Annotated in this window: 14 protein-coding genes and 4 pseudogenes; 5 read left to right on the top strand and 13 right to left on the bottom strand. The window is 45.4% G+C overall.

Annotated features, from left to right (window positions below; translation table 11 throughout):
* Nucleotides 1-56: 56 nt before the first annotated feature.
* Together C1T21_RS26590 and cysK are read left to right on the top strand one after the other, a co-directional pair.
* Nucleotides 57-614, top strand: a complete 558-nt coding sequence (locus C1T21_RS26590; protein WP_103050361.1) for a carbohydrate binding domain-containing protein — start codon at nt 57-59, stop codon at nt 612-614.
* An 838-nt stretch (nt 615-1,452) separates the two neighbouring features.
* Nucleotides 1,453-2,394: a cysteine synthase A gene (gene cysK / locus C1T21_RS26585; RefSeq protein WP_103050360.1), complete on the top strand. Its 942-nt coding sequence runs from the start codon at nt 1,453-1,455 to the stop codon at nt 2,392-2,394.
* Nucleotides 2,395-2,816: 422 nt separating this feature from the next.
* Here cysK and C1T21_RS26580 read toward each other — a convergent pair whose 3' ends face one another.
* Nucleotides 2,817-3,152, bottom strand: coding sequence for a YolD-like family protein (locus tag C1T21_RS26580; protein WP_103050359.1), 336 nt, complete (start codon nt 3,150-3,152; stop codon nt 2,817-2,819).
* 151 nt (nt 3,153-3,303) lie between these two features.
* Between C1T21_RS26580 and C1T21_RS26575 the strand changes: the two genes are divergently transcribed.
* Nucleotides 3,304-3,900, top strand: a complete 597-nt coding sequence (locus C1T21_RS26575; RefSeq protein WP_103050358.1) for a YgdI/YgdR family lipoprotein — start codon at nt 3,304-3,306, stop codon at nt 3,898-3,900.
* Between the two features lie 26 nt (nt 3,901-3,926).
* On the opposite strand, the gene C1T21_RS27125 is transcribed toward C1T21_RS26575, so the two are convergent.
* The 3 genes and pseudogenes from C1T21_RS27125 to C1T21_RS26565 form a co-directional block, all read right to left on the bottom strand.
* Nucleotides 3,927-4,196, bottom strand: coding sequence for a hypothetical protein (locus C1T21_RS27125; protein WP_146032528.1), 270 nt, complete (start codon nt 4,194-4,196; stop codon nt 3,927-3,929).
* 179 nt (nt 4,197-4,375) lie between these two features.
* Nucleotides 4,376-4,606, bottom strand: coding sequence for a hypothetical protein (locus C1T21_RS26570; protein ID WP_103050357.1), 231 nt, complete (start codon nt 4,604-4,606; stop codon nt 4,376-4,378).
* Between the two features lie 710 nt (nt 4,607-5,316).
* A pseudogene (locus tag C1T21_RS26565) lies at nt 5,317-6,408 on the bottom strand (serine hydrolase domain-containing protein); the annotation flags it as partial.
* A gap of 434 nt (nt 6,409-6,842) precedes the next feature.
* On the opposite strand from C1T21_RS26565, the gene C1T21_RS26560 reads away from it, so the two are divergent.
* Nucleotides 6,843-8,636 carry a helix-turn-helix transcriptional regulator gene (locus tag C1T21_RS26560; RefSeq protein ID WP_103050355.1) on the top strand — a complete coding sequence of 598 codons (1,794 nt, stop codon included), beginning with the start codon at nt 6,843-6,845 and terminating at the stop codon, nt 8,634-8,636.
* Between the two features lie 37 nt (nt 8,637-8,673).
* Here the strand turns inward: C1T21_RS26560 and C1T21_RS28575 are convergent.
* Nucleotides 8,674-8,957, bottom strand: a pseudogene (locus C1T21_RS28575) (IS110 family transposase); the annotation flags it as partial.
* Nucleotides 8,958-11,177: 2,220 nt separating this feature from the next.
* Here C1T21_RS28575 and C1T21_RS28570 point away from each other — a divergent pair.
* A pseudogene (locus C1T21_RS28570) lies at nt 11,178-11,673 on the top strand (IS30 family transposase); the annotation flags it as partial.
* A gap of 488 nt (nt 11,674-12,161) precedes the next feature.
* Here the strand turns inward: C1T21_RS28570 and C1T21_RS26540 are convergent.
* From C1T21_RS26540 to C1T21_RS26505, 8 genes and pseudogenes are all read right to left on the bottom strand, one after another.
* Nucleotides 12,162-12,236 (bottom strand): annotated as a pseudogene (locus C1T21_RS26540) (DedA family protein); the annotation flags it as partial.
* Between the two features lie 4 nt (nt 12,237-12,240).
* Nucleotides 12,241-13,467, bottom strand: a complete 1,227-nt coding sequence (locus tag C1T21_RS26535) for an MFS transporter (protein ID WP_103050353.1) — start codon at nt 13,465-13,467, stop codon at nt 12,241-12,243.
* On the bottom strand, nt 13,464-14,597 hold the full coding sequence (locus C1T21_RS26530; RefSeq protein ID WP_103050352.1) for an MGDG synthase family glycosyltransferase: 1,134 nt from the start codon (nt 14,595-14,597) through the stop codon (nt 13,464-13,466). Before C1T21_RS26530 ends, C1T21_RS26535 begins: the two co-directional genes overlap by 4 nt.
* Nucleotides 14,598-14,619: 22 nt before the next feature.
* Complete coding sequence (locus C1T21_RS26525) at nt 14,620-15,321, bottom strand: polysaccharide deacetylase family protein (protein ID WP_103050351.1); 702 nt, start codon at nt 15,319-15,321, stop codon at nt 14,620-14,622.
* Nucleotides 15,322-15,351: 30 nt separating this feature from the next.
* Nucleotides 15,352-16,518, bottom strand: coding sequence for an MGDG synthase family glycosyltransferase (locus tag C1T21_RS26520; RefSeq protein ID WP_103050350.1), 1,167 nt, complete (start codon nt 16,516-16,518; stop codon nt 15,352-15,354).
* Between the two features lie 24 nt (nt 16,519-16,542).
* Nucleotides 16,543-17,064 (bottom strand): phosphatase PAP2 family protein, encoded by a 522-nt coding sequence (locus tag C1T21_RS26515; protein ID WP_039272208.1) that lies wholly within the window; start codon nt 17,062-17,064, stop codon nt 16,543-16,545.
* Nucleotides 17,042-17,668, bottom strand: coding sequence for a YqaA family protein (locus C1T21_RS26510; RefSeq protein ID WP_103050367.1), 627 nt, complete (start codon nt 17,666-17,668; stop codon nt 17,042-17,044). Before C1T21_RS26510 ends, C1T21_RS26515 begins: the two co-directional genes overlap by 23 nt.
* A 153-nt stretch (nt 17,669-17,821) precedes the next feature.
* Nucleotides 17,822-18,451, bottom strand: coding sequence for a YkoP family protein (locus C1T21_RS26505; RefSeq protein ID WP_103050349.1), 630 nt, complete (start codon nt 18,449-18,451; stop codon nt 17,822-17,824).
* Between the last annotated feature and the right edge of the window lie 1,566 nt (nt 18,452-20,017).

The raw sequence follows: 20,017 nt of genomic DNA, 5'->3' as shown, positions 1-20,017 counted from the left end.
ATATTTCATAAACTACTAGTGTAGAAAACAGTTCTACAGAAAGAGAGTTGACTCAAATGAAACCTAAGAAAACTGGAAAAGGCGCAGCTTCTGTCCGCCGGACAATGAATAGACCCACTACACAGCCTCTCGCCTTGAAGAAAAAAAAGATTTTTCCTACCCAGGCAGTTGTTAGAAACGGCGGTTTTGAAAATCAAGATTTACCACCATGGATCGCAAATGTCAGCAACGTAACAGGTCAAATCTTTATTATCAATAACAATCCGCACAGCGGTAATCAAGCGGTCAGAATCACGGCTAACCCGGGACACAGTGTCTCACTTAGACAAACAATATCCGATCTGCGTAGAGGAAGAAGATACCGTGTGACCTTCTGGGTACGCAATCTAATCAAGCCTTTCGGTGGTAGACTTCAAGTTAGCCTAGGGGAGCAAACCTACACGATTCAGCTTACTTCGCTACCTTCATCTCAATATGAGAGAGTCTCCCGCACTTTCTCAATCTCAGGGAATTCAGGAACAGTTTCCAGAGATTTGGTGTTCCTTGTTACAGCACAGGATACTTTTTCCACAATTCTTTTGGATGATGTATCGATATCCTTATTAAGAACATAAATTACTTGGTATTGTAGGCATTTAGCCGTAAGCTCTCGCAAGAGCGACTTGATGGCACGAATTGATACACCGTAAGCTTGCCAAAACAAAAACGCCTCCCCGTATGTTAACGGAGAGACGTTTTTTGTTGATCCTGTGTACCTGCCGAATGCTCCGCTGCAGCTACAAGATCTCTCATTATTTTCGTTCATTTAACTTTGATGTGCCCGTTATAAATCAAGAATGCCGAGGACCGGGATCGAACCGGTATGGGTAGTCACCTACCGCAGGATTTAAAAGAATGAGTTTTTAATATACTGTACTGGCACACAGTTCCAAAAGCCAGCATTCTCAAGGCATTTATATGTTCGTATTGTTCTCATTTGAACTGTATTCTACACAAAATATACTACAGTCTGTCCCCAATAAGAAGAGCAGAAGGATAAATTCCTTACTGCTCTTTTGCCTTCTACTAAATACAAAATCATTATCCGCCGACCACTAGATTAGCGGGTAGTATCTTTTGCCGTATGTGTTGTCTTACCTCATGCACACTATCGTTTTTTGTACACTGTAATCTAATTTCTATCCTCCAACGCATCCTAGGAAAAAGCCAGTTTATTATAAACCGTGATAATTATTCCGAAATTAAAAAATGATACACAGTATACATTCTTAATGACTCTCTGGTTCTGAATAAGCTTGGACTACTTTTTTATGAGTAGTACCTTAGGCTCAAACTATTCCATCCGTTCCCGCTCCTCACTATGAATTAACAGGACATGGTTATGAAGAAAAATTCGTGATAATATCTATGTCATAGTAAGTAGATATGAATTAATCGTTTGGAGGGATAATTTTGACTAAAATTCACCAAAAGTTGACAGAATTAATTGGAAATACTCCTTTGTTAGCACTGTTGAACTACAGCCAAATCCAAAATATTGAGGCAAACGTGGTAGCAAAGTTGGAATATTTAAATCCGGCTGGTAGCGTTAAGGACCGCATTGGATATGCTATGATTAAAGACGCTGAGGAGAAAGGCTTAATCAATAAAGACTCCGTTATTATCGAGCCGACAAGTGGCAATACTGGAATCGGACTTGCATTTGCAGCTGCGGCTCTTGGATATAAACTTATAATTACACTTCCTGAAACGTTTAGTATCGAACGTCGCAAGCTTTTGACTGCGTTCGGTGCTGAGCTTGTGTTAACACCGGGATCCGAGGGGATGAAAGGCGCTATCAAGCGTGCTGAGCTCTTGGCTGCCGAAACACCAAACTCTTTCATACCACAGCAGTTTAGCAATCCTGCCAATCCAGAAATTCATCGCAAAACTACAGCTGTGGAAATCTGGCATGATACGGACGGCGGTGTAGATATTTTTATCGCGGGCGTAGGTACAGGTGGAACTATTTCGGGCGTTGGCCAGTTATTAAAGGAACGAAAACCTTCTGTAAAAGTGATAGCCGTCGAACCGTTCGATTCACCAGTGCTGTCTGGCGGTACTCCAGGTTCACATCAACTACAAGGACTCGGTGCTGGTTTCATTCCAAATAACTTTAATGAAGAATATGTGGATGAGGTTTTCAAAGTTAAAAACGAAGATGCGTTTGAAACTGCACGCCTGCTTGCCAAAACAGAAGGGCTGCTTGTTGGTATTTCTTCTGGGGCTGCGGTTTATGCAGCAACACAAATTGCGAAACTTCCAGAAAACAAAGGCAAGATGATCGTGGTCATATTACCTGATACAGGTGAGCGTTATTTGTCCACTCCGCTTTTCTCAGACGAAGAATTATAAAACGCCGAAGGCAGGGATCCCTCTGCCTCTTTTGTAAATTTTCCAGCCACGACAAGCAAGAGTCTATAGAATTGTTTCAATAACCTAAAGATGCCCTTCTTCGCTAGCGAAGAAAAAGTTACCTTGGCCCAGCGCGATGTCGTTGTAGCTCATCAGGCTTTTTCTGTAAAAGTGAGCTTCTCCGTAGTAGTCTTGTACCACTCTGTAAGCCTCTTTTTTTAACTTGATGCGGGTGTAACGCATCATCATCAGGAAGTCTTGATTGCGATATGAGAATCCTGCTTTTTTAATTAATCAGCTAAAACACTAGCGTCAAATGCTCCTAGAAAGACTCCGACTGAATTATCGTAGGTAAGGCGGTTGAAAACATTTCTTGTTTGTTGGATAACGTCAGTAGAATATTTACTCCCCTTAGATTTTTGCTAGATACTTGCTGAAATGATATCCTCCAACTTGATCCAACTAAAATCATCCTCGCCACGAAACAGTTTCACTTCCCTGCGAGCAGTATTTATAGACGTGATTACACCTGTGAGTTCTTCGTCATCGAACGGGCTAAAAACCACTAGTGTTACAGGTTGACGTGTGTTGTAGGACTCTATAAGCGCTTGCTCGATCAACTGGACTTCCTGATCGTCAATTTCCGGCTTGCCTCTCCGCTGACGGTCTTTCATGAGTTTTAAGTATGCTTCCTTGTGTTCTGGTATGATAATCCGGCTGCTTCCCCATAAGCCGTTACCTTCTAATTTTTTCGACATGTATGTAGCCTCCTGATGTATTATGTAGAAATTATATTCCGAACATACGTTCTAGACAAGGCTTTTTGTATACCGAATCCAAAACTTTTGTCCCAGGAAAATATTCCTAGTTCTGATAGACTATACGAAAATACAAAATCAGGGGGATAATATGAAAATTGTAACAGGTATATTGGTGGCTGCCGCGTTTCTAACGCTTGCAGCTTGCTCGCCTAAACAAACTGCCACAACAAATGACACCAAACCAGCTACTACGCCAACGAATACTGCCGCACCAGCAGCACCAGTGGAACAAAAGCAAGAAGATACGGTTACTCCTATAAAAAAGGGCGAGACAGTTACAATACAAGATTTCGCTGATATAACAGTAACGGGAAATAAGATTTCAAAAAAAATCGAACCTTCTAAACCGGGAGACTTCCATATACTATACGAATCCAAAGAAACAGACTCTACCTTCTTTGCTCTAGTCATTAAAGCCAAAAATCTTGGGACAGAAGAAATTAAAGCGGATAAAATAGCGGAAGTAAACCTAAAATTCGATAACAAATATGATTATGATACATTCAGCACTATTGAGGAACGTGGTGGTGAAGACTTTATTTACACCAACACCAGTGTAGACCCACTTAAAACGGGAACACTGTACTATCTTTCAGAGATACCCAGTGAGGTGGCTAAAAGTGATAAGCCATTAAAAGCAGAGATAAAGATTCAGGATAAAGTTTATGAATATACGATCAGATAAAAAACAACCCGGAGCAATCCGGGGTTTTAATATTCCGTAAAGTATCTATTGGCGTCACCCATGGGCATGATGATCTTCTGGTCCCTATCCCAGCCCTCTATAATTACGATATCCCACAGATTGTCATTAGCTTCCCATAAGATATACTTATCACGCTCCAAGGCCAGCAACCCGGCCCGTAGTCCTCTGTACGTCTGTCTGTCTTTATCTCCAGTTCTTTCATTGGGGGCAACCGTCTCCGACCAGCAGAATAGTTGTACAGTATCCGCAGTAGTTTGCGCTCGATGTCTGTACAAAGCTGTCTATTACATATGTATGTTTTGTCTTTTATAGCAAAGGAATCAAGTTCTTGTCCTCAGATTGGAACAAGAGCCTGATTCCTTAAATCCTGACCACCCGTCCAACGGGTGGTTTGCTCTTGGGGTATAACCCACTGTTTCTCCATTATTAGACATTCATCAAATTGGCAATAGGATCATTTCTTGTCCTTTATGGCGATCGGTATAAGTTCTTGTCGTTGACTCGGGACAAGAACTTGTACTGAATAGTATACAACACCTTGACCCTCAATGACTGGATATCCGCTTTCGTCGTCGGTCAGCGAAGTTTGTACATGTTTGCCGTGTTGCTTGGCATGTTCCTCATCGTTTAAATGCAGAACTCCTTCTGAATCCAGAAATGCAAAACGTGGTTGTGTAGTAGACATAATTCGTGATCCTCCTAAATAGGTTTAATTTGTTCCTGAATAAAGTGTAAATTCTTTCTACTCCGTACCTACTACGGATTTACATAGTTCTACTGTCAGCAGAAACCAAAGTATTTGACTGAGTGTCTTTATTCCATGCGACTTTTCGAATTGTCATACCGCTAGACTTCATAAAATAAGTTTTAGACGGACTTAGAAATTGGAACAGCGACAACTAAGGACGAGAAGATAAAGTCCTAGACTGTCGCTGTTCCATTGAACTAACGTATCCCGTTAGCGGAATAACATATACGAAATTCTGATATTTTTGTACAACAGACTTAATGTTTGATTTTCCTTGAAGTCTTTTTTAAATAGAAATTGTAGGCTGGTGCAATGTGTAGGTTAGTAATATTACGTTGTCTATACCTACTATGTATTTCTAAAAATTCATATATCTTCTTATTCTCTATATCGAATTTGCGTCTAACCTATTTTACCGATTTCGGCGGTAAACAATCTGTTGGCGGGAGTGGTAAAGAAGTCGATAGTAGAGCTTGACCGACCGAATATAAAATACGCCGTCGTTATGCCCCTCGTGCATCTTATCTATTTTGATGTCGTTTTATTCTGAATGCGGACATATGTGCCTCGATTGCATGAAACGACGGTTAATCACAGCAGAAACCGACATCCGCCCTCAAATAAAGGGCGCGATGTCGGCTTTAAACTTAACGGCCAAACTCCTTATTGATTATTTTATTGTGAGCCGGCTCCACTTCCGGAGCTACCGAGTTGATGCACGTTACCAAAATATGCTGCCCGCCTAGAGATCCGAAGGCTCTCGATTCAAATCCGAAAGTACCGCCGGCATGCCCCCAGTATGATTGCCCGTCAGCTGTTTTTATTTCATAAATCCCTAGTCCGACTTTACCTATAGGTGAATCTACTGTCGTGAGCATCTGGTTCATTATCTCTTGATTTAGAAGCTTTCCGCCCAACAGCGAACTGAAGAAGGTGGTCAAATCTTTGGTTGTTGAGACTATATCTCCGGCTGCATTTGCCCATGATTGATTCATTTCTGTTAAATCATACAAATGACCCGATCTGTCCATATTATATCCTGTGGCATGCTTACCTGGAATATCGTGACTATTTTCCATTACAAATGTCCCTGTCATACCGAGCGGTTCGATCAACCGTTTCCTGATCTGCTCCGCATATGTCTCTCCTGTTACCTTCTGAATAATTTGACCGGCTAGTATAGTATTCATGTTCGAATAGTTCCAGCCCTTCCCTGGCGCATATACAGGCGGCTTTGCTAGTCCCATGCTGATAAGCTCGTCGGACGAATAGTAACGGAATGGATTTTGAGGCAAGGTAATATCTCGAAAATCAAGATCAGTATAGCTCGCAAGCCCGCTTGTATGGTTCAATAACTGACGAATCGTAATTTTGTTGCCGTCATACCCATTACCCTTTATGACCCCCGGCAGCCATTTTTCGACCGAATCATCCAGGTTCAATTTTTTCTCCTGAGCCAACTGCAATACAACGGTAGCAGTGAATGTCTTCGTGATGCTTCCAATACGGAATGAAAAATCCGGCTCCACCGGGCGTGGTACTTCGAAACTGGCTGTACCCGTAGCGTAGGACCAGCGTTCCCCATCCTGTAGCCCGCCTGCCACGACACTTGGAACTCTTTTGTTGGTAACTACTTGATCCATGACGCGTTTGACTTCTTCCCGATGCTTTCTCTTCTTTTCTTTCTCGTTGAGTTCTTTTTTGGGTTCTTTTGCGAATTCCGACGATAAAATATTGTCGGTATTGGCAGCTTTATCGATAGCTTGATAAGTTGCCGTCTGACCCTCTGCGTGGACAGTTCCATAAGCCAGTGTACCCGCCAATATAGCTATTAAAGTAAGTGCAACTCCTTTTCGAATGGTGAATGATTTCATAACGCATCGCTCCTATTATTTTGAATGTTGTTCTGCTTTACCCCCTCACCTTACCTCTGATATTGTTAAATCGAACAGTGATAAAACCGTCAAGCTTTTGATGACATCGTACTTGGACCTGTCACATATACCGCATGACAAACTGTCAACTGTCTTATATGACGTGCTTGCTAAGCTACGTTCTAACCGCTGTTACCCCACCCTCTTTCGCTTGACGGATCGGGAAGTTATATTGCATGATAGGTCTGAATCATTCGGAAATTGATTTGCAAAAAAATATAAGAAGGTGTGCGTAATTCGTGTTCTCGATAATGAAAAAAAGGGTCTGGTATGATTGGATACTTGTGGCCATACGAACGCTTTGGCTGGTCATTATCGCAAGCGCTGGTTTTGTCGATCCGTCATTGACCGTTGTGTCGCTTTGGGCTGTACTTTCTCTTGCTTTCGTCGTTTATCTCGTTCCATTAATCATCCTCTATAGGAAAGAAGACTGGTATCTCACAATCGAAGTCACGGTAACGGGCTTTTTTTATCTTTATTTAGCCTACGTAGCCCCGGGATTGCTTTGGTCTTTTGTTTTACTCGTGATAACTATCGGCTTGACGAGCAGTCGAAGAACCTATGTGTGGACAGGTATCCTTAGCGGAATCGTATTCCCGGTATTGAACGGTTGGATTGCTGATCGTCTCCCGTATGAGTTTATCGTTAGCTGCAGCCTTGGTTTTGCCATCGGCTTCGCGTTTAATATTTTAATTCAGTCCCATAAGCAAGCCCGAATTATTCAAGAGCAAAAGCTGTTGCTGGAGCAGCATATTAAGCGGATTGAGGAACTTACGCTGATGGAGGAGCGCAGCCGACTGTCACATGAGCTGAATGACACGATTGGCCATACGCTTACCTCGCTCATCGTCGGCGTCGAATCACTGCGATCGTCCGTACCAGATGCGCAAATAGAGAGGATCAATTCGCTTGTCGGAATCGCCCAACACAGTCTGGTTGATATCCGAAAGCATCTGCATCAGCTCTCTCATACTCCGTTGAACCATTCGTTAAGTGAATCGCTGCGGCAATTAACTGAAGATTTTATGAAGTCAACAGGTATAACGGTCAAATTCCGTGTGATCGGCAGTGAGACTCTCGTTATGCAAAAAATAAACATTTGTTTATATCGTTGCCTTCAAGAGTCTCTAACCAACGTGGTTCGGCACGGCAAGGCGAGCGTGATATCCGTTCAGTTACATTTCAATAGTCAGCAGCTTCGATTACAGATCGAAGATAACGGCATCGGAATGGAAGAAATCCAATTTGGATCTGGGCTCAATGGAATGAAGGAACGACTTGAACTATTTCACGGCACGGTGTCCGTGCATTCCGAGTCAGGACAAGGAACTTTCGTCATATGTAACATTCCGTTGCAGACAGAGTCTGTACATGATGCGATCCGCCTGCTGATCGTTGATGACCAGGTGATCATTACCGACAGCTTGAAGCAAATTTTGGATCAGCATGCTGATTTTAACGTCGTTGGTACAGCCAGGGACGGGCGCGAAGCATTAGAACATTGTGATCGCTCCCAACCAGATATCGTGCTAATGGATATTCGTATGCAGGGAATGGGCGGGATTGAAGCTTTAGTTGAGATGAAGCAACGATGGCCTGATATGAAGGTTGTATTCATGACAACGTTTAAGGATTCCTTGCAGGCAGCAACTGCATTGGAGCGCGGGGCAGAAGGCTACATGCTGAAGTCGATTCATCCGCGGGAGATGAAGGAAGCCTTGAAACTTATTTATAATGGAGGAACCTGGATCGACCAATCGGTCGCTACGCGAGTTTTCGAAGAGATGAAGCGTCAACGTGAGCAGTTGGAGAAAATCGGTTCAAGTCAGGGAAACTCCCCGTACGGGCTTACGAAACGCGAGATGGAGATTCTGGAGCATCTGTCGAGCGGACTGCGCTACAAATCGATTGCCGCCAAGCTATTTTTATCGGAGGGAACGATCCGCAATTACTGCTCGATTCTCTACTCGAAACTCGGCGTCAACAATCGTGAAGAAGCATTAGAAATGGCGCGAATGAAGAATATCGTGTAGCTGGAGAATTTCCCGATGGTACTCACGATATAGGGGTCACATGCTGTTCTTTCAAGAAATGGGCCAGGTTCAACCAGTAGTGGTCGGTCGGTTCCATGCCAACGATGACGTCCTGAAACCCTTGCTCCGTCGCAATCTTTCTGAACCAGCTAACGAACAATTCAAAGCCTCACGGTCGTTCTCAAACGTAATGGCCTTCCCGAACTCAACTCCGCGGTAGTCTTGTGCCCGGGCGACATGTTTGAATTTAGTGATGTCTACACCGATAATTAAGGTAGAAGAAGTGATTTGATTAATACGTTCATTTTGAGTAGAATTCATCTTGTAGTCTCCTTGGGTTGTTTTTGGATCCGGTCGCTGGCCAGCATCGTGGACCCATTTACATCATACCAAGGAGTCTTTTTCATTCTCAAACCTCTTATTTCAACATAATAGGAATGCTGCCCGTTCGTATTATGTGATCAACCAGTTCTTTCTGGTTGGTTCTTTTTTTATTTTAGTTTAAGGATTGTAGGTGAGCTTAAAAGGCGATGATGCCGAATATATTAATGCCTTGCCTTCAACTGTTATTAAACTTCAGTTTCTGCTTCTTGTGCTTCCTGACTCCCTTGCTCTTCGACTTCTCTGACTCGTCGGTAAAAAGTCGTCCTCTTCATACCGATCTGTCGCATAGCCTCGGTTGCAGTTATCAGTCCGTCCTTCGCTTCTGTTACTATGGGTAATGTCAGACCCGCCGCAGATGTCTCTCCAGAGCAGGAAACTGTAGAGTACCCGCTCAGATCTGCAGAAGAGTGTTGGGAAAATTACTTGAACAGCCTTGGCACTGAAGTTGCAACGGCTTTCTGATGACATCATCGAGGCCGCTAAAGCGTCCATGTTCGGAATTTTATCCCCCCACAAAGAAGAACACGCCGTTATCCAGATTTATCAGCAGATTGAGTGTCCATTCACCGGAAGGCTCTTCGACTCAATGGACGAACTCGTACGCGAAACTATTCTGCATCTCATCGAGGAGTTAACCGCCGAGGAATAGCGTGATCCTGAACGAACAGCAGCGGATAGCTTCCAGGAGGAGAAACAATATCTTAACCACATTAGACTAAATACAGGTCATGTTCGGCGGACCTGTCTGGGCGAGGTGAATCAGAAACTTTATGCGATCTTGAAACGAGTTTACAAAGACTCCTTCGACCCTGAGGGGTGAAGCTGGAGGGATATCGATTCAAGAGTTTAAACCAAGTTGGCCACAGTCGGAACTATTTATAATAAAAAAGGAATGCCGGTTTTAACGACGATCTGTAGCAAATGGGATGACGGAACGGGTCTGGAAAACACTCCATAATAGTTCTTATCTTCCGCTTGCGACCCAATCTAATAAGCCTCCTCCCACTGCTCCATATGTGGCAGATCAGTTGCAGATTGGTTTCATGCAAAATGATTCGATGGCATGGACAGAAGACTTTTCACGATGTTTTGGTTGGGTGCTGAAGCTCGCCTACGAAGATCCGCGTTGCAGCGCTTGGCCATCCTCGTAGCCACAAGTCGTTGAAAGTCTAAAGCTTGCCATTACAATGCACAGTAGGGAGTATAACAAGGTTATTAATTAAATTTACATATAGTAACAACTACTTTGCGGGTGGTGTCAGCTTCGCCGGTACTGGGCCTATTGATAAGGATAAAAATTGTAACTCGCGAATATAATATAGATTATGTGAAAACGATAGAGAATAATAAAATTATTAAAAATATCTGTCCTACATTCTCTTTAAGGGCCGGACGCTAAAGACTCACAAGTAAAAAGGTACTTTTACATGTAGAGCGGAATGGATAAACAGTAAATCTGATCCTTTCTAGTATCAGATTTACTGTTTAATATTAGCTTTATGAATTTCAAACTCCTTACGCTCATATAAAAACTAAACCTACTTCATTATCAATTAGGGGACAAACTTGATAAATAGTGATTACTTTCTCCGTTGCAACAGCATTTGTTGGGTAGCAGCAACTTCCTCGTGTAAATCTTCGTTTGTAAAATGAAAATGCTGGCTGTACTGAACCACGACTTGTTCTAAACCAAACCTTTTAGAAGCCAATAAATCGTATATCCATCACGAACATACCACCTGGAATAATGAAATGAAACGACAATAGGCATGAAGTGGCCGTGCAAGTCATAGTATTCGGCGGCTCGTTTTATTTTATCAAATGATGGTGTTGAAAAGTAAGAGGGAACATGAATGTCATGCACAGGAAGTATAATTTCGATGGGGTCTTTTTGTATGCTTTTGAAATTAATAGTCTCCTTTGAAAAGAAAATTGTCATCAATGATATTTCTTTCTATTTCATCGTTATTCCTGCATAACTCCCTTTGCTTTTTTGCACCTGCCTCACCTTATACGGTAGAGCCGGATAATCTCTTGCTTTTTATTTCAGCTTCCCCCTATGTTTGTATTTAGTAGTACCGCTGTTTGTACCCAAAGCGTCTTCTTGTCTACTATGCTCTTTTCCTGATATCGATTCATAATACCCGGCCTGATTTGCAGCGTCCCAATACGATCCGCAGCCGGAAAACCTTCGGTCACTGGGAGCTGGATACGGTCGTTTCCAGCCGAGGAAAGAGTAAGCTTGCGTCGACACATCATGGAGGCAAAAACACGTTTTTACCAAGTGATTAAATGACGATCGCACGGCATTATCGATGAAGATCGCGTTTGGCTTACTAGCGGCTCAGTATCCGATGTCTGCGATTCGGAGCGCAACCGTGGGCGAGGGAAAGAATTCGTCTGTCACAGAGAGTTGGAACGGCTGTACGGCGTGGGTGTCTATTTCGCCGACCCGTTCTCATCCTGGCAACGAGACTCCAACGAGAATTCTAAGTCTTGAGCGTGAATTCATCTCAAAGGGTCATAACTTCGCTCAGGTGACAGATGCTGATCTGGAACAGGCTCTCGCCCTGATTAACAACCGACCCCGAAAAACTTAAGATGGAAGTCCTCTCACGAATCGTTTCAGGAGGAACTGTTGTACTTGTCTTGACAAGCCGTCTATTAAAAAAGGTGAAAGAAAACCATCATTTCACTGGTTTTCTTTCACCTTTTACGGTTTGAAGCTTTTTCAGTAGCTTATATAATGACTCTAATTATTCAAACCGTAAATTTCCATCAGTTATTATAAATCCAAATGTTTTACTTAAGGCTTGTAACTCACTCTCATTAACTTCCGTTATTTTGATTATCTTATTGTTATCGTCTCTAATCACCTTTGAAATCGGATTTACCTTTAGCATCATAGTAAAAATTATTTGATCTACCTTCATTTTTTATATCCTTATCAACAAACAATCTGACTTGCTTGTCATGGAAGAGAAATCTGTCCTCTTTCTTATCATAGGTTAGACCATAGGCAATGTAATCCTTTAAAGAATCATAATTAAAATCGGCACCTTCACCAGCTTCTTGTGCTGAGGTAGTTGAACTGAGGCTTGTATCGTGATGATTTTCAATGGCTTGGATTTCAGGTGTACTCGGTGGAATGGGGAGCGCGATGAAGTCCAGCGGCAAGCCGATGAGCAAGACCAGGTATCCATAATCGTGAAACAATTATTCAACTAACCCGATCAGGTCCATGAGCATTCTCCCTCTTGTGCTGCAAAGTCCCGCCAGCCGAGACAAGCTTGTTTTGCGGCAAAATCAAATAAAAAAGTGCAAGAACCGCCAGTAAAGCAGCACTGATGCTAATGGCAGCGGCATTCGTATACTGGCTGGCTATCCATCCCCCGATGACCGGGCCAATCATAATACCGAGCCCTTCAATCCCGGAGAGTACTCCCCACCCGGTCCCCTTCTGATCCTCCGGAACAAGGTACGACAGCACCGCATTCCAGGCCGGAAGCACGGCTGAGTAAGACAATCCCAGCATAAAGGCAAACAGCATCGTTAATGCAGGCGGCGGCATGGATACGACTAACAGAGCCAATACGACCGTAAGCGATACGAAACCGGCGAACAGCATTTGCTTGTGCCCCCATCGATCGGCCAGCTTTCCCATCGGGACAAGAAACAGCATCGCGCCGGCCCCGCCTAATATGAGCATTAGCGAATATTGCGGCTGGCTCAGACCGAGATGGTCAGCGGCAAAACCGGGCAGTATCGGCAGCAGCAGTCCCGCGGCGGTCATCTGCAGGACCATGCCTGGCAGCAGCCATTTCAGCTGAACGAGCCTTCTTCGCAGTCCTGCCGCTTGCTCGGAAAAGCTGACGTTCTGGAGATGCAAGGGGGTTGTTCTGTTAATCCCGAACGATGCGATGCAGCCGACGGCGAGCAGCGCAACCATCAGCCGGAAGGCAGGTTCGAAGCCATAATCGAAGGTGAGATTGATTGTGACCGGCCCCAGACCAATGCAGGCCAGCCACACGGTGTATATCGCCCCAATCTGGGCCGCCCGCTCCGTCAGTCGGACTTTCTCCAAACAAATGAGCCATATAGGCGACGCCCCCATCCCAAGCATCATGGAACCGGCAACAAGCCCCCAGGCATACGGACTAAAGAACACGGCGGCTAGTCCGGACAGCATCAGGACGAAAGTGGCGGGCAGCAGCCAGCGCAGCGAAAACCTGTCCAGCAAATATCCAGCCACACATTTAATCAGCGTATCGGCTGTATAATGAAGCGAGACGGCAAGACCGACCAAAGCAACAGTTTGCCCCGACTCGTTGACGGCAAAGTTCGGCAGGAACGAGAACAAGAAAGCGCTTCGGACAAACTCTGTGCAAAAAAGCACCGTGAACAGCGTCAGAGTAGAAAGCTTGAACGCTCTCCTCCCGCTCATCATATTCCACTCCTTCTTAAGGGACTTGCCTCAGGAAACAAATGCCGGACAATATGGTCCGCAGCCGCTTTCTGCCTTGCTGCGAGCAGCCCGTTCATCATCGACTGCTTGATCTGCTCAGAGGAGATCATCGCTTGTATCTGCAACACCAGATCATGAATCGTAAAGGCCACGACTGCCGCTCCTTTGCGCTGCAAATACAGGGCATTTTCCTTCTCCTGCCCCAGAAACGGATTTAGGATGAAAATTGGAACACCGGCCTGAATCGTCTCGGATAGTGTAACGCCTCCCGCTTTCGTGACTACGCAGCAGGCGCTGCTCATCAGAACATGCAATTGATCGGTGAAGCCGAATACATGCACTCTTGCATCATCCGCCCAGCTCTCCGCAAGCCTCCGTCTCCATCCTTCCTGCCGGCCGCAAATCACTTGAATGCGGACGCCTGACAAGAGCAGCAGCTTCCCGATGAGCCTCGATAGCGAATGCAATGTGCCGCAGACGTTAGCCATAAGCAGAATCAAATGCTCATCTGCTTCTTTAACGGAGCCGGGACCGCTCATTGCCGCATCATGAAATGACTCCCTGACCGGAATTCCGGTCACGGTAATACGACTTTCGGGGACGCCCTGCCTGACCATGGCCTCTTTCACGTCGCTGGCAGGGACAAAATAATGATCCGGCTTGGCGAACAGCCATCTTCGGTGAACGTCAAAGTCCGTTATGACAACAGCAGTCCGGGGACGGATCGCAGATAATGCCTCGCTGCTTGGCAAGCTGCCGAACGGGAATGTATAAATGATGACTTCCGGCTGGTACTGGAGGATGATTTTCTTGAGCCTGTCGCCGCCAAGACTGTTCATCCAGACTGCGATCTTTCCCTTCATGGGAAGCTGGTTGGTCAGATGGTAGGTCCATCCGTAATAAGGAATGCCCAGGCTGGCTGCATACAGGCTTTGCCGGTACAGATAGCGGATTATTTTGTTCAGCACAGGATAAGCTTCCCGGAACAAGTCGACAACCGCCACCTGGCTATAACCATTGCGGATCAAGCTTTGCTGCAACACCTTGGACACCTGATGATGACCTTCTCCGTAATCGGCCGTTAAAATTAAAATTTGCGGTTCCTGTCCCACTATTGTCACCTCATTTCCTTTGTCAAGCCATTTCATCCAGACGAACGAATTGCAAGTTGCGTCCCTGTAATTGATGCAGTACTTCCTCCAGAGCCCGAAGCATAAAATATGGCGCGTGACGGTCCGCTCCCGGCGAATCTCCGCTGTCATGCAGCAAAATAACAGATCCGTCCGTAATTCCGTTCAGCAGCGTTGCCTTCAGCTTTTTGCGGCAGCTTCTGCTGCGCCAGTCCCCCGCCTTCAAGGACCAGAGTACGATGCGGTACGATTTGGGATGAAAGAAATCGAAAGCGTTCATGAGCCCCCAAGGCGGGCGATAGTGATCCGGCCTTTTTCCAATTATGGATTCAATAATATCTGCGGTCCGTTTCATATGATCACGCCGCACCGTCCAGGGAAGCATCAGCCAATTGGAGATGTGATTGTAATTGTGGATTCCAATCTGATGACCTTCACGATCCATTCTTCTGATCAGATCCGGGTGCAGCTCCGCCTGCGAGCCAAGCACGAAGAATGTGGCCTTCACTTGATAATCCTGCAATAAATCCAATAATTCCGGTGTATACCTCGGATGCGGCCCATCGTCGAACGTGAACGCTACCTGGTTCTTGGTCGTTCCCTTACGAAAGGCTCCAAACCTGATAATTCTTGGCAGAAAACTGGGAATTAGCATATACAGACTGATGAAGCCTATGAGCCCAATCAACAAATATTTAACAAGCAACGTCTTTATCCCCCTTAGTGAAAATTAAGCTTAAGCATACTGCTGCAAGGAGCAAACCCATTTTTCTTCCTGTGTATCGCTCTGCATGCTCAGAATTTGCATGACCGCATGTCTGGCGGAATCCTGCTGTCTGCACAGCCCTGCCTTCTCCCTCATTTCTTCCAATAGGGAAGGCTGTTGAACCAGCCGTTGAAGCTGATCCTGCAAATTGTCAATCTGACATAGATACGCTACTCCCGCTTGAATCAAATAATCGGTATTATCCTTTTCCTGCCCCAGCCGTGGCTCCAGCAGCAGCATGGGAAGCTGAAGCGCCAGCGCTTCGGAGGTCGTCAGTCCGCCCGGCTTAGTAATCAATACGTCTGCGGACGCCATCCATTCATGGATGCCCTCCAGGAAGCCTGTCAGTATGACGTTATCCCTGTCTCCCAACGCTTCATGCAGGCGGTACAGCAGCTTCACATTGCGTCCGCATACGATGACAAATTGCACGTTAGGGGGAAAAGAGTCAGATTGCATTTGCTCAATGAAGGATTTATCAATAATCCCGCAGCCGCCGCCCATCACCAGCACGACAAAGGCGTCAAGAGCCAAGGCCAGCTTCTCGCGCAGCCGGTCTTTATTGTCGTGCTGACTGTAGGATGGGCGAACAGGGATGCCCGTTACAGCGATTTTGTGGTCAGCAACGCCTTTTCTCTGCAGAGCTGCACGCACGCCTTCGGAGCCAACCAGATACAGATCCGTAAACGGATGTATCCAATAGCTGTGATCGGAATGGTCGGTAATGACCGTTGCCGCAGGCAGATCCGTCATCCCTTTTTCCTTAAGCAAGGAAATGGCGGCTGATGCCAGCGGGAACGTGCTGACAATCAACGTCGGCTGTTCCTCATTCAGAAGTTTGAGCAGCCGCTGCAGGCTGGTCGTGAGAAAATGCTTCAGGAAAAAAGTAAGTGTACTGTCCGTCCGGGTCTTCTGATACATATATCCGTATGAGGAGGGAAAATGCTTCACCCATTGCAGGAAGCAATACCGTTCAACCACATGCATGCGGGGATGGATCCATTGCATGAAGTCGACCACCTCTACTCCCTGTTTGTACAGCACCGATGCCTCCAAAATCGCCTTGGCCGCCTGCATATGTCCATCCCCGAGCGCGCCGGACAGAATCAGCAGCTTTTCCCGTTTCATGCTATTCATCAACAATCGCCTCCCTCGTGAAATTTAACTATGCATGAACAAAACAACCAGCACCGCCGTTAGGAATCCGACCATCCCACCAGCCACACAATCGATCGGATAGTGATAGCCCCAATAAACCCGGGATATGGCCACCAACAAGGCCAGACCAATCAAGACAAGCATAATTGCCGGCGATGAGGCCAACATAAAAGGTGTAACCAGGGCGAAAATAGCGGTAGTATGGCCGGATGGGAAGGAATAATCCTTCAACGGGAATTTGCCTACCTTCACCTGCTCCAGCTTGCGGAAAGGCCGGTCTCTGCGCACCTTTCTCTTGATCAGGACAGCAATGATATGGCTAACGGCCAGTGCGATCAAGCTTTGCAGCCCGATTCTGCTGAACTCCCCCTCGGCGAACCATGCCAAGGACACTGCGCAAATGATGGTAAACAAAGCTCCGCCCAAATGGGTAATCCATCCGAACAATCGGTCCATTGCCCGACTGCTCAGCCGCTGGTTGCACCAGAAGAACATCGTTTGATCAATTCGCCTTATCCACTGCATCCTGTTTTCCGCCTCCATTCCCTGTTTTTTCGATCGGTTGATGTTCATCCCTTATCTTCCTCCGCTCGCACAGCTTCCGTATCAAGAACCATATTGCCGCAATCGCTACACCAACGCCCACCAGCGTAATCGTGAGAACTTTGTTCACCATATTCTCTGCCGCGCGGCCATATATATAGAAGAGAAAACCGACTACATAAAACTTCACCGCCCGGCCAATGGCCGCATAGCTGAGCAGCTTCCATAACGGATAATTCATGCATCCAGATAAAATCGTAAATATTTTAAATGGGATCGGAGTGAACGATCCGATCAGGATTGCGGCCTCGCCGCGGCGGGCAAATAAGTCGCTTGCCGAATCCAGCCATTTTTTCTTCATTACACCGCCCATAACATGCTTTCCCGACACCTTGCCGATCCCATAACCGATCGGTGTCCCAAGCAGACTTCCTGCAAAGCCAACCGTAGCGAGCCATAAAGCCGACTCCGGTTGCACCGCGCTTAAAGAAAGCTGCAGGAAGAACGCCGGGATGGGGAAAATAATCGCATCGAGCATAGCATGAATGAAAAGTCCCGTCGCTCCGAAGTTCTGTAAAAATTCCATAATTTTATCCATGAATGCCTATCCCGCCTTTGTTACAGAGCATGATGAAAAATAGGTTGCCTCCGGGCGGTATGGGTTTCCACTCGCTGTGTTCCAACTCCATACCGCCCTCCAAGAACTTACTCACCACGCTCTTAGTTTCTTTTGTTTTAATTAATTGGAGCTTGATTTGGGTAGACATAACTCCTTTGAAACGGACTGCCTCTTCACCGTCATAAATCGGTTCCTCAGCGAGCTGCGGGAGTGAATCAGCATCATCGGTATCAATTGTTCGGTCTTGCGGCCAATCCGCTTCTTGCCTTCAGGGTGCATGACGGATAACAATAATCGTAGATAAGCCGTTGTAATGCGTTGGAACAGATCGGACTTCATCGGTTGTTGTTCGAAACCAAGACCATGTGTCAAACCACGATGAAGCAGCGTAATCCCGACTAACGCCTTCACCTCTCTGAACTCCGGCTGACTTGCGAATGCCTCGCTGATCTGCTGCATGGATTTCCGTGTAAGCCGGGCCGTCATGAGCGCCGCGCGGTTTGAGTCTTCGAATTTGATCAGCGTCAGAATCGTTTCATTATTGAGATGGAGTTCCCCGACCAGATCGCCTTTATCGATGATGGTGGAGTCCGCACAGACGATGCTCTCCCCTCGGTGTTTCTTAATCATGACTTTGCAAATTCCAAAGTGCGATGTATGCGAGCCGCGAAAGCGTGAAATCCAATCGAACCCTCTTTCCCACACCATCCAGGCCGCCTGCATTGAAGATTTGCGTAAACGAAGCAACATTGATCCAACCATCCCTCATTCTTATTTTAATCGACAAATTTCATTGAAATTGTCAAACTGAAATAATATTTCTATGTGAATTCCTTATTTCTGTTAACTTTATGATAGAGGATTTAACCAAAAGAGCATACGGGCTAGGTACTGGTTGGTGGCCCGTCTTGAGACGGGGCCGGATACATCCGGTTGCCTACTGTCTATGATTAAATATGAAAAACAAAGCATAATTAAACGTAAAGAAATTCTTAAGAAAAGGTTAATTTCGTTTGGGGTCGGAGGGTCCGTCACTCAATTTGATGCACATCGCTAATCGCTCAAGTTTAATTTGATATATAAGTGCGACCAAAAATAATTTCGTTACATGCTAGTTAAGATTCATTTGCACTCCTAACAATCCAATCAGGTAATACCGATAGGATGACTTCTCCTTCTGAAAAGTCCGGATGATCCGAATCACATCGGTACGATGCTGATCGGAAACCTTCAATTAAAGCAGTGTGCAGCGCGTGCTGGGAAAATGACGGAAAGTCCCCTCATAGACATCTTCTTCAACAAACCCTGCAACCTAAGGATTCGTCGCCCTCTTACGGCCAAAGCTAAACAATTCGTTCAGTTCTGCGTCTATTGCCAGAGAGGCATGGTATTGAAATCTGCCATATACTAATTCTGATATTCGATTTTTCGTAGGGGGGGGCGATTTCTTTTCTTAATTTTCTCTGATTATCCATGGTTTCCCCTAAGGTAACCGCTCCCGCATTTTTTGATTGAATTACAAGTCAAAGAACTTTGATTCGTCCCCTGCCTCAAGGGCGTATTTAGATCGTCCGTCTCCTGGTAAACAACCAACCGCCTGTCAGAAATATACAGCTGAATAAGAACGTGAGTCCAAATCCCTGAAGTAGCGAATCGTTAAAGAGCAGCGTTAGGAATCCGTCTCCAATATAGCTATTAAAGTAAGTGCAACTCCTTTTCGAATGGTGAATGATTTCATAACGCAATCGCTCCTATTATTTTAGAATGTTGTTCTGCTTTACCCCCTCACCTTACCTCCGATATTGTTAAATCGAACAGTGATAAAACCGCCAAGCTTTTGATGACATCGTACTTGGACCTGTCACATATACCGCATGACAAACTGTCAACTGTCTTGTATGACGTGCTTGCTAAGCTACGTTCTAACCGCTGTCACCCCACCCTCTTTCGCTTGACGGATCGGGAAGTTATATTGCATGATAGGTCTGAATCATTCGGAAATTGGTTTGCAAAAAAATATAAGAAGGTGTGCGTAATTCGTGTTGTCGATAATGAAAAAAAGGGTCTGGTATGATTGGATACTTGTGGCCATACGAACGCTTTGGCTGGTCATTATCGCAAGCGCTGGATTTTGTCGATCCGTCATTGACCGTTGTGTCGCTTCGGGTTGTACTTTCTCTCGCTTTCGTCGTTTATCTCTTTCCATTAGTGATCCTCTATAGGAAAGAAGACTGGTATCTCACAATCGAAGTCATGGTCAAGACCCCATTTTATAGACACTAAAAAAAGACCCTAGGCTATAAGCTGCTTCCGATA

The organism is Paenibacillus sp. F4 (assembly GCF_002894905.1).
Classification (GTDB): Bacteria; Bacillota; Bacilli; order Paenibacillales; family Paenibacillaceae; genus Paenibacillus; species Paenibacillus polymyxa_B.
The sequence above is the reverse complement of the archived record's forward strand: the minus strand, read 5'-3'. Positions and strand labels throughout refer to the sequence as shown.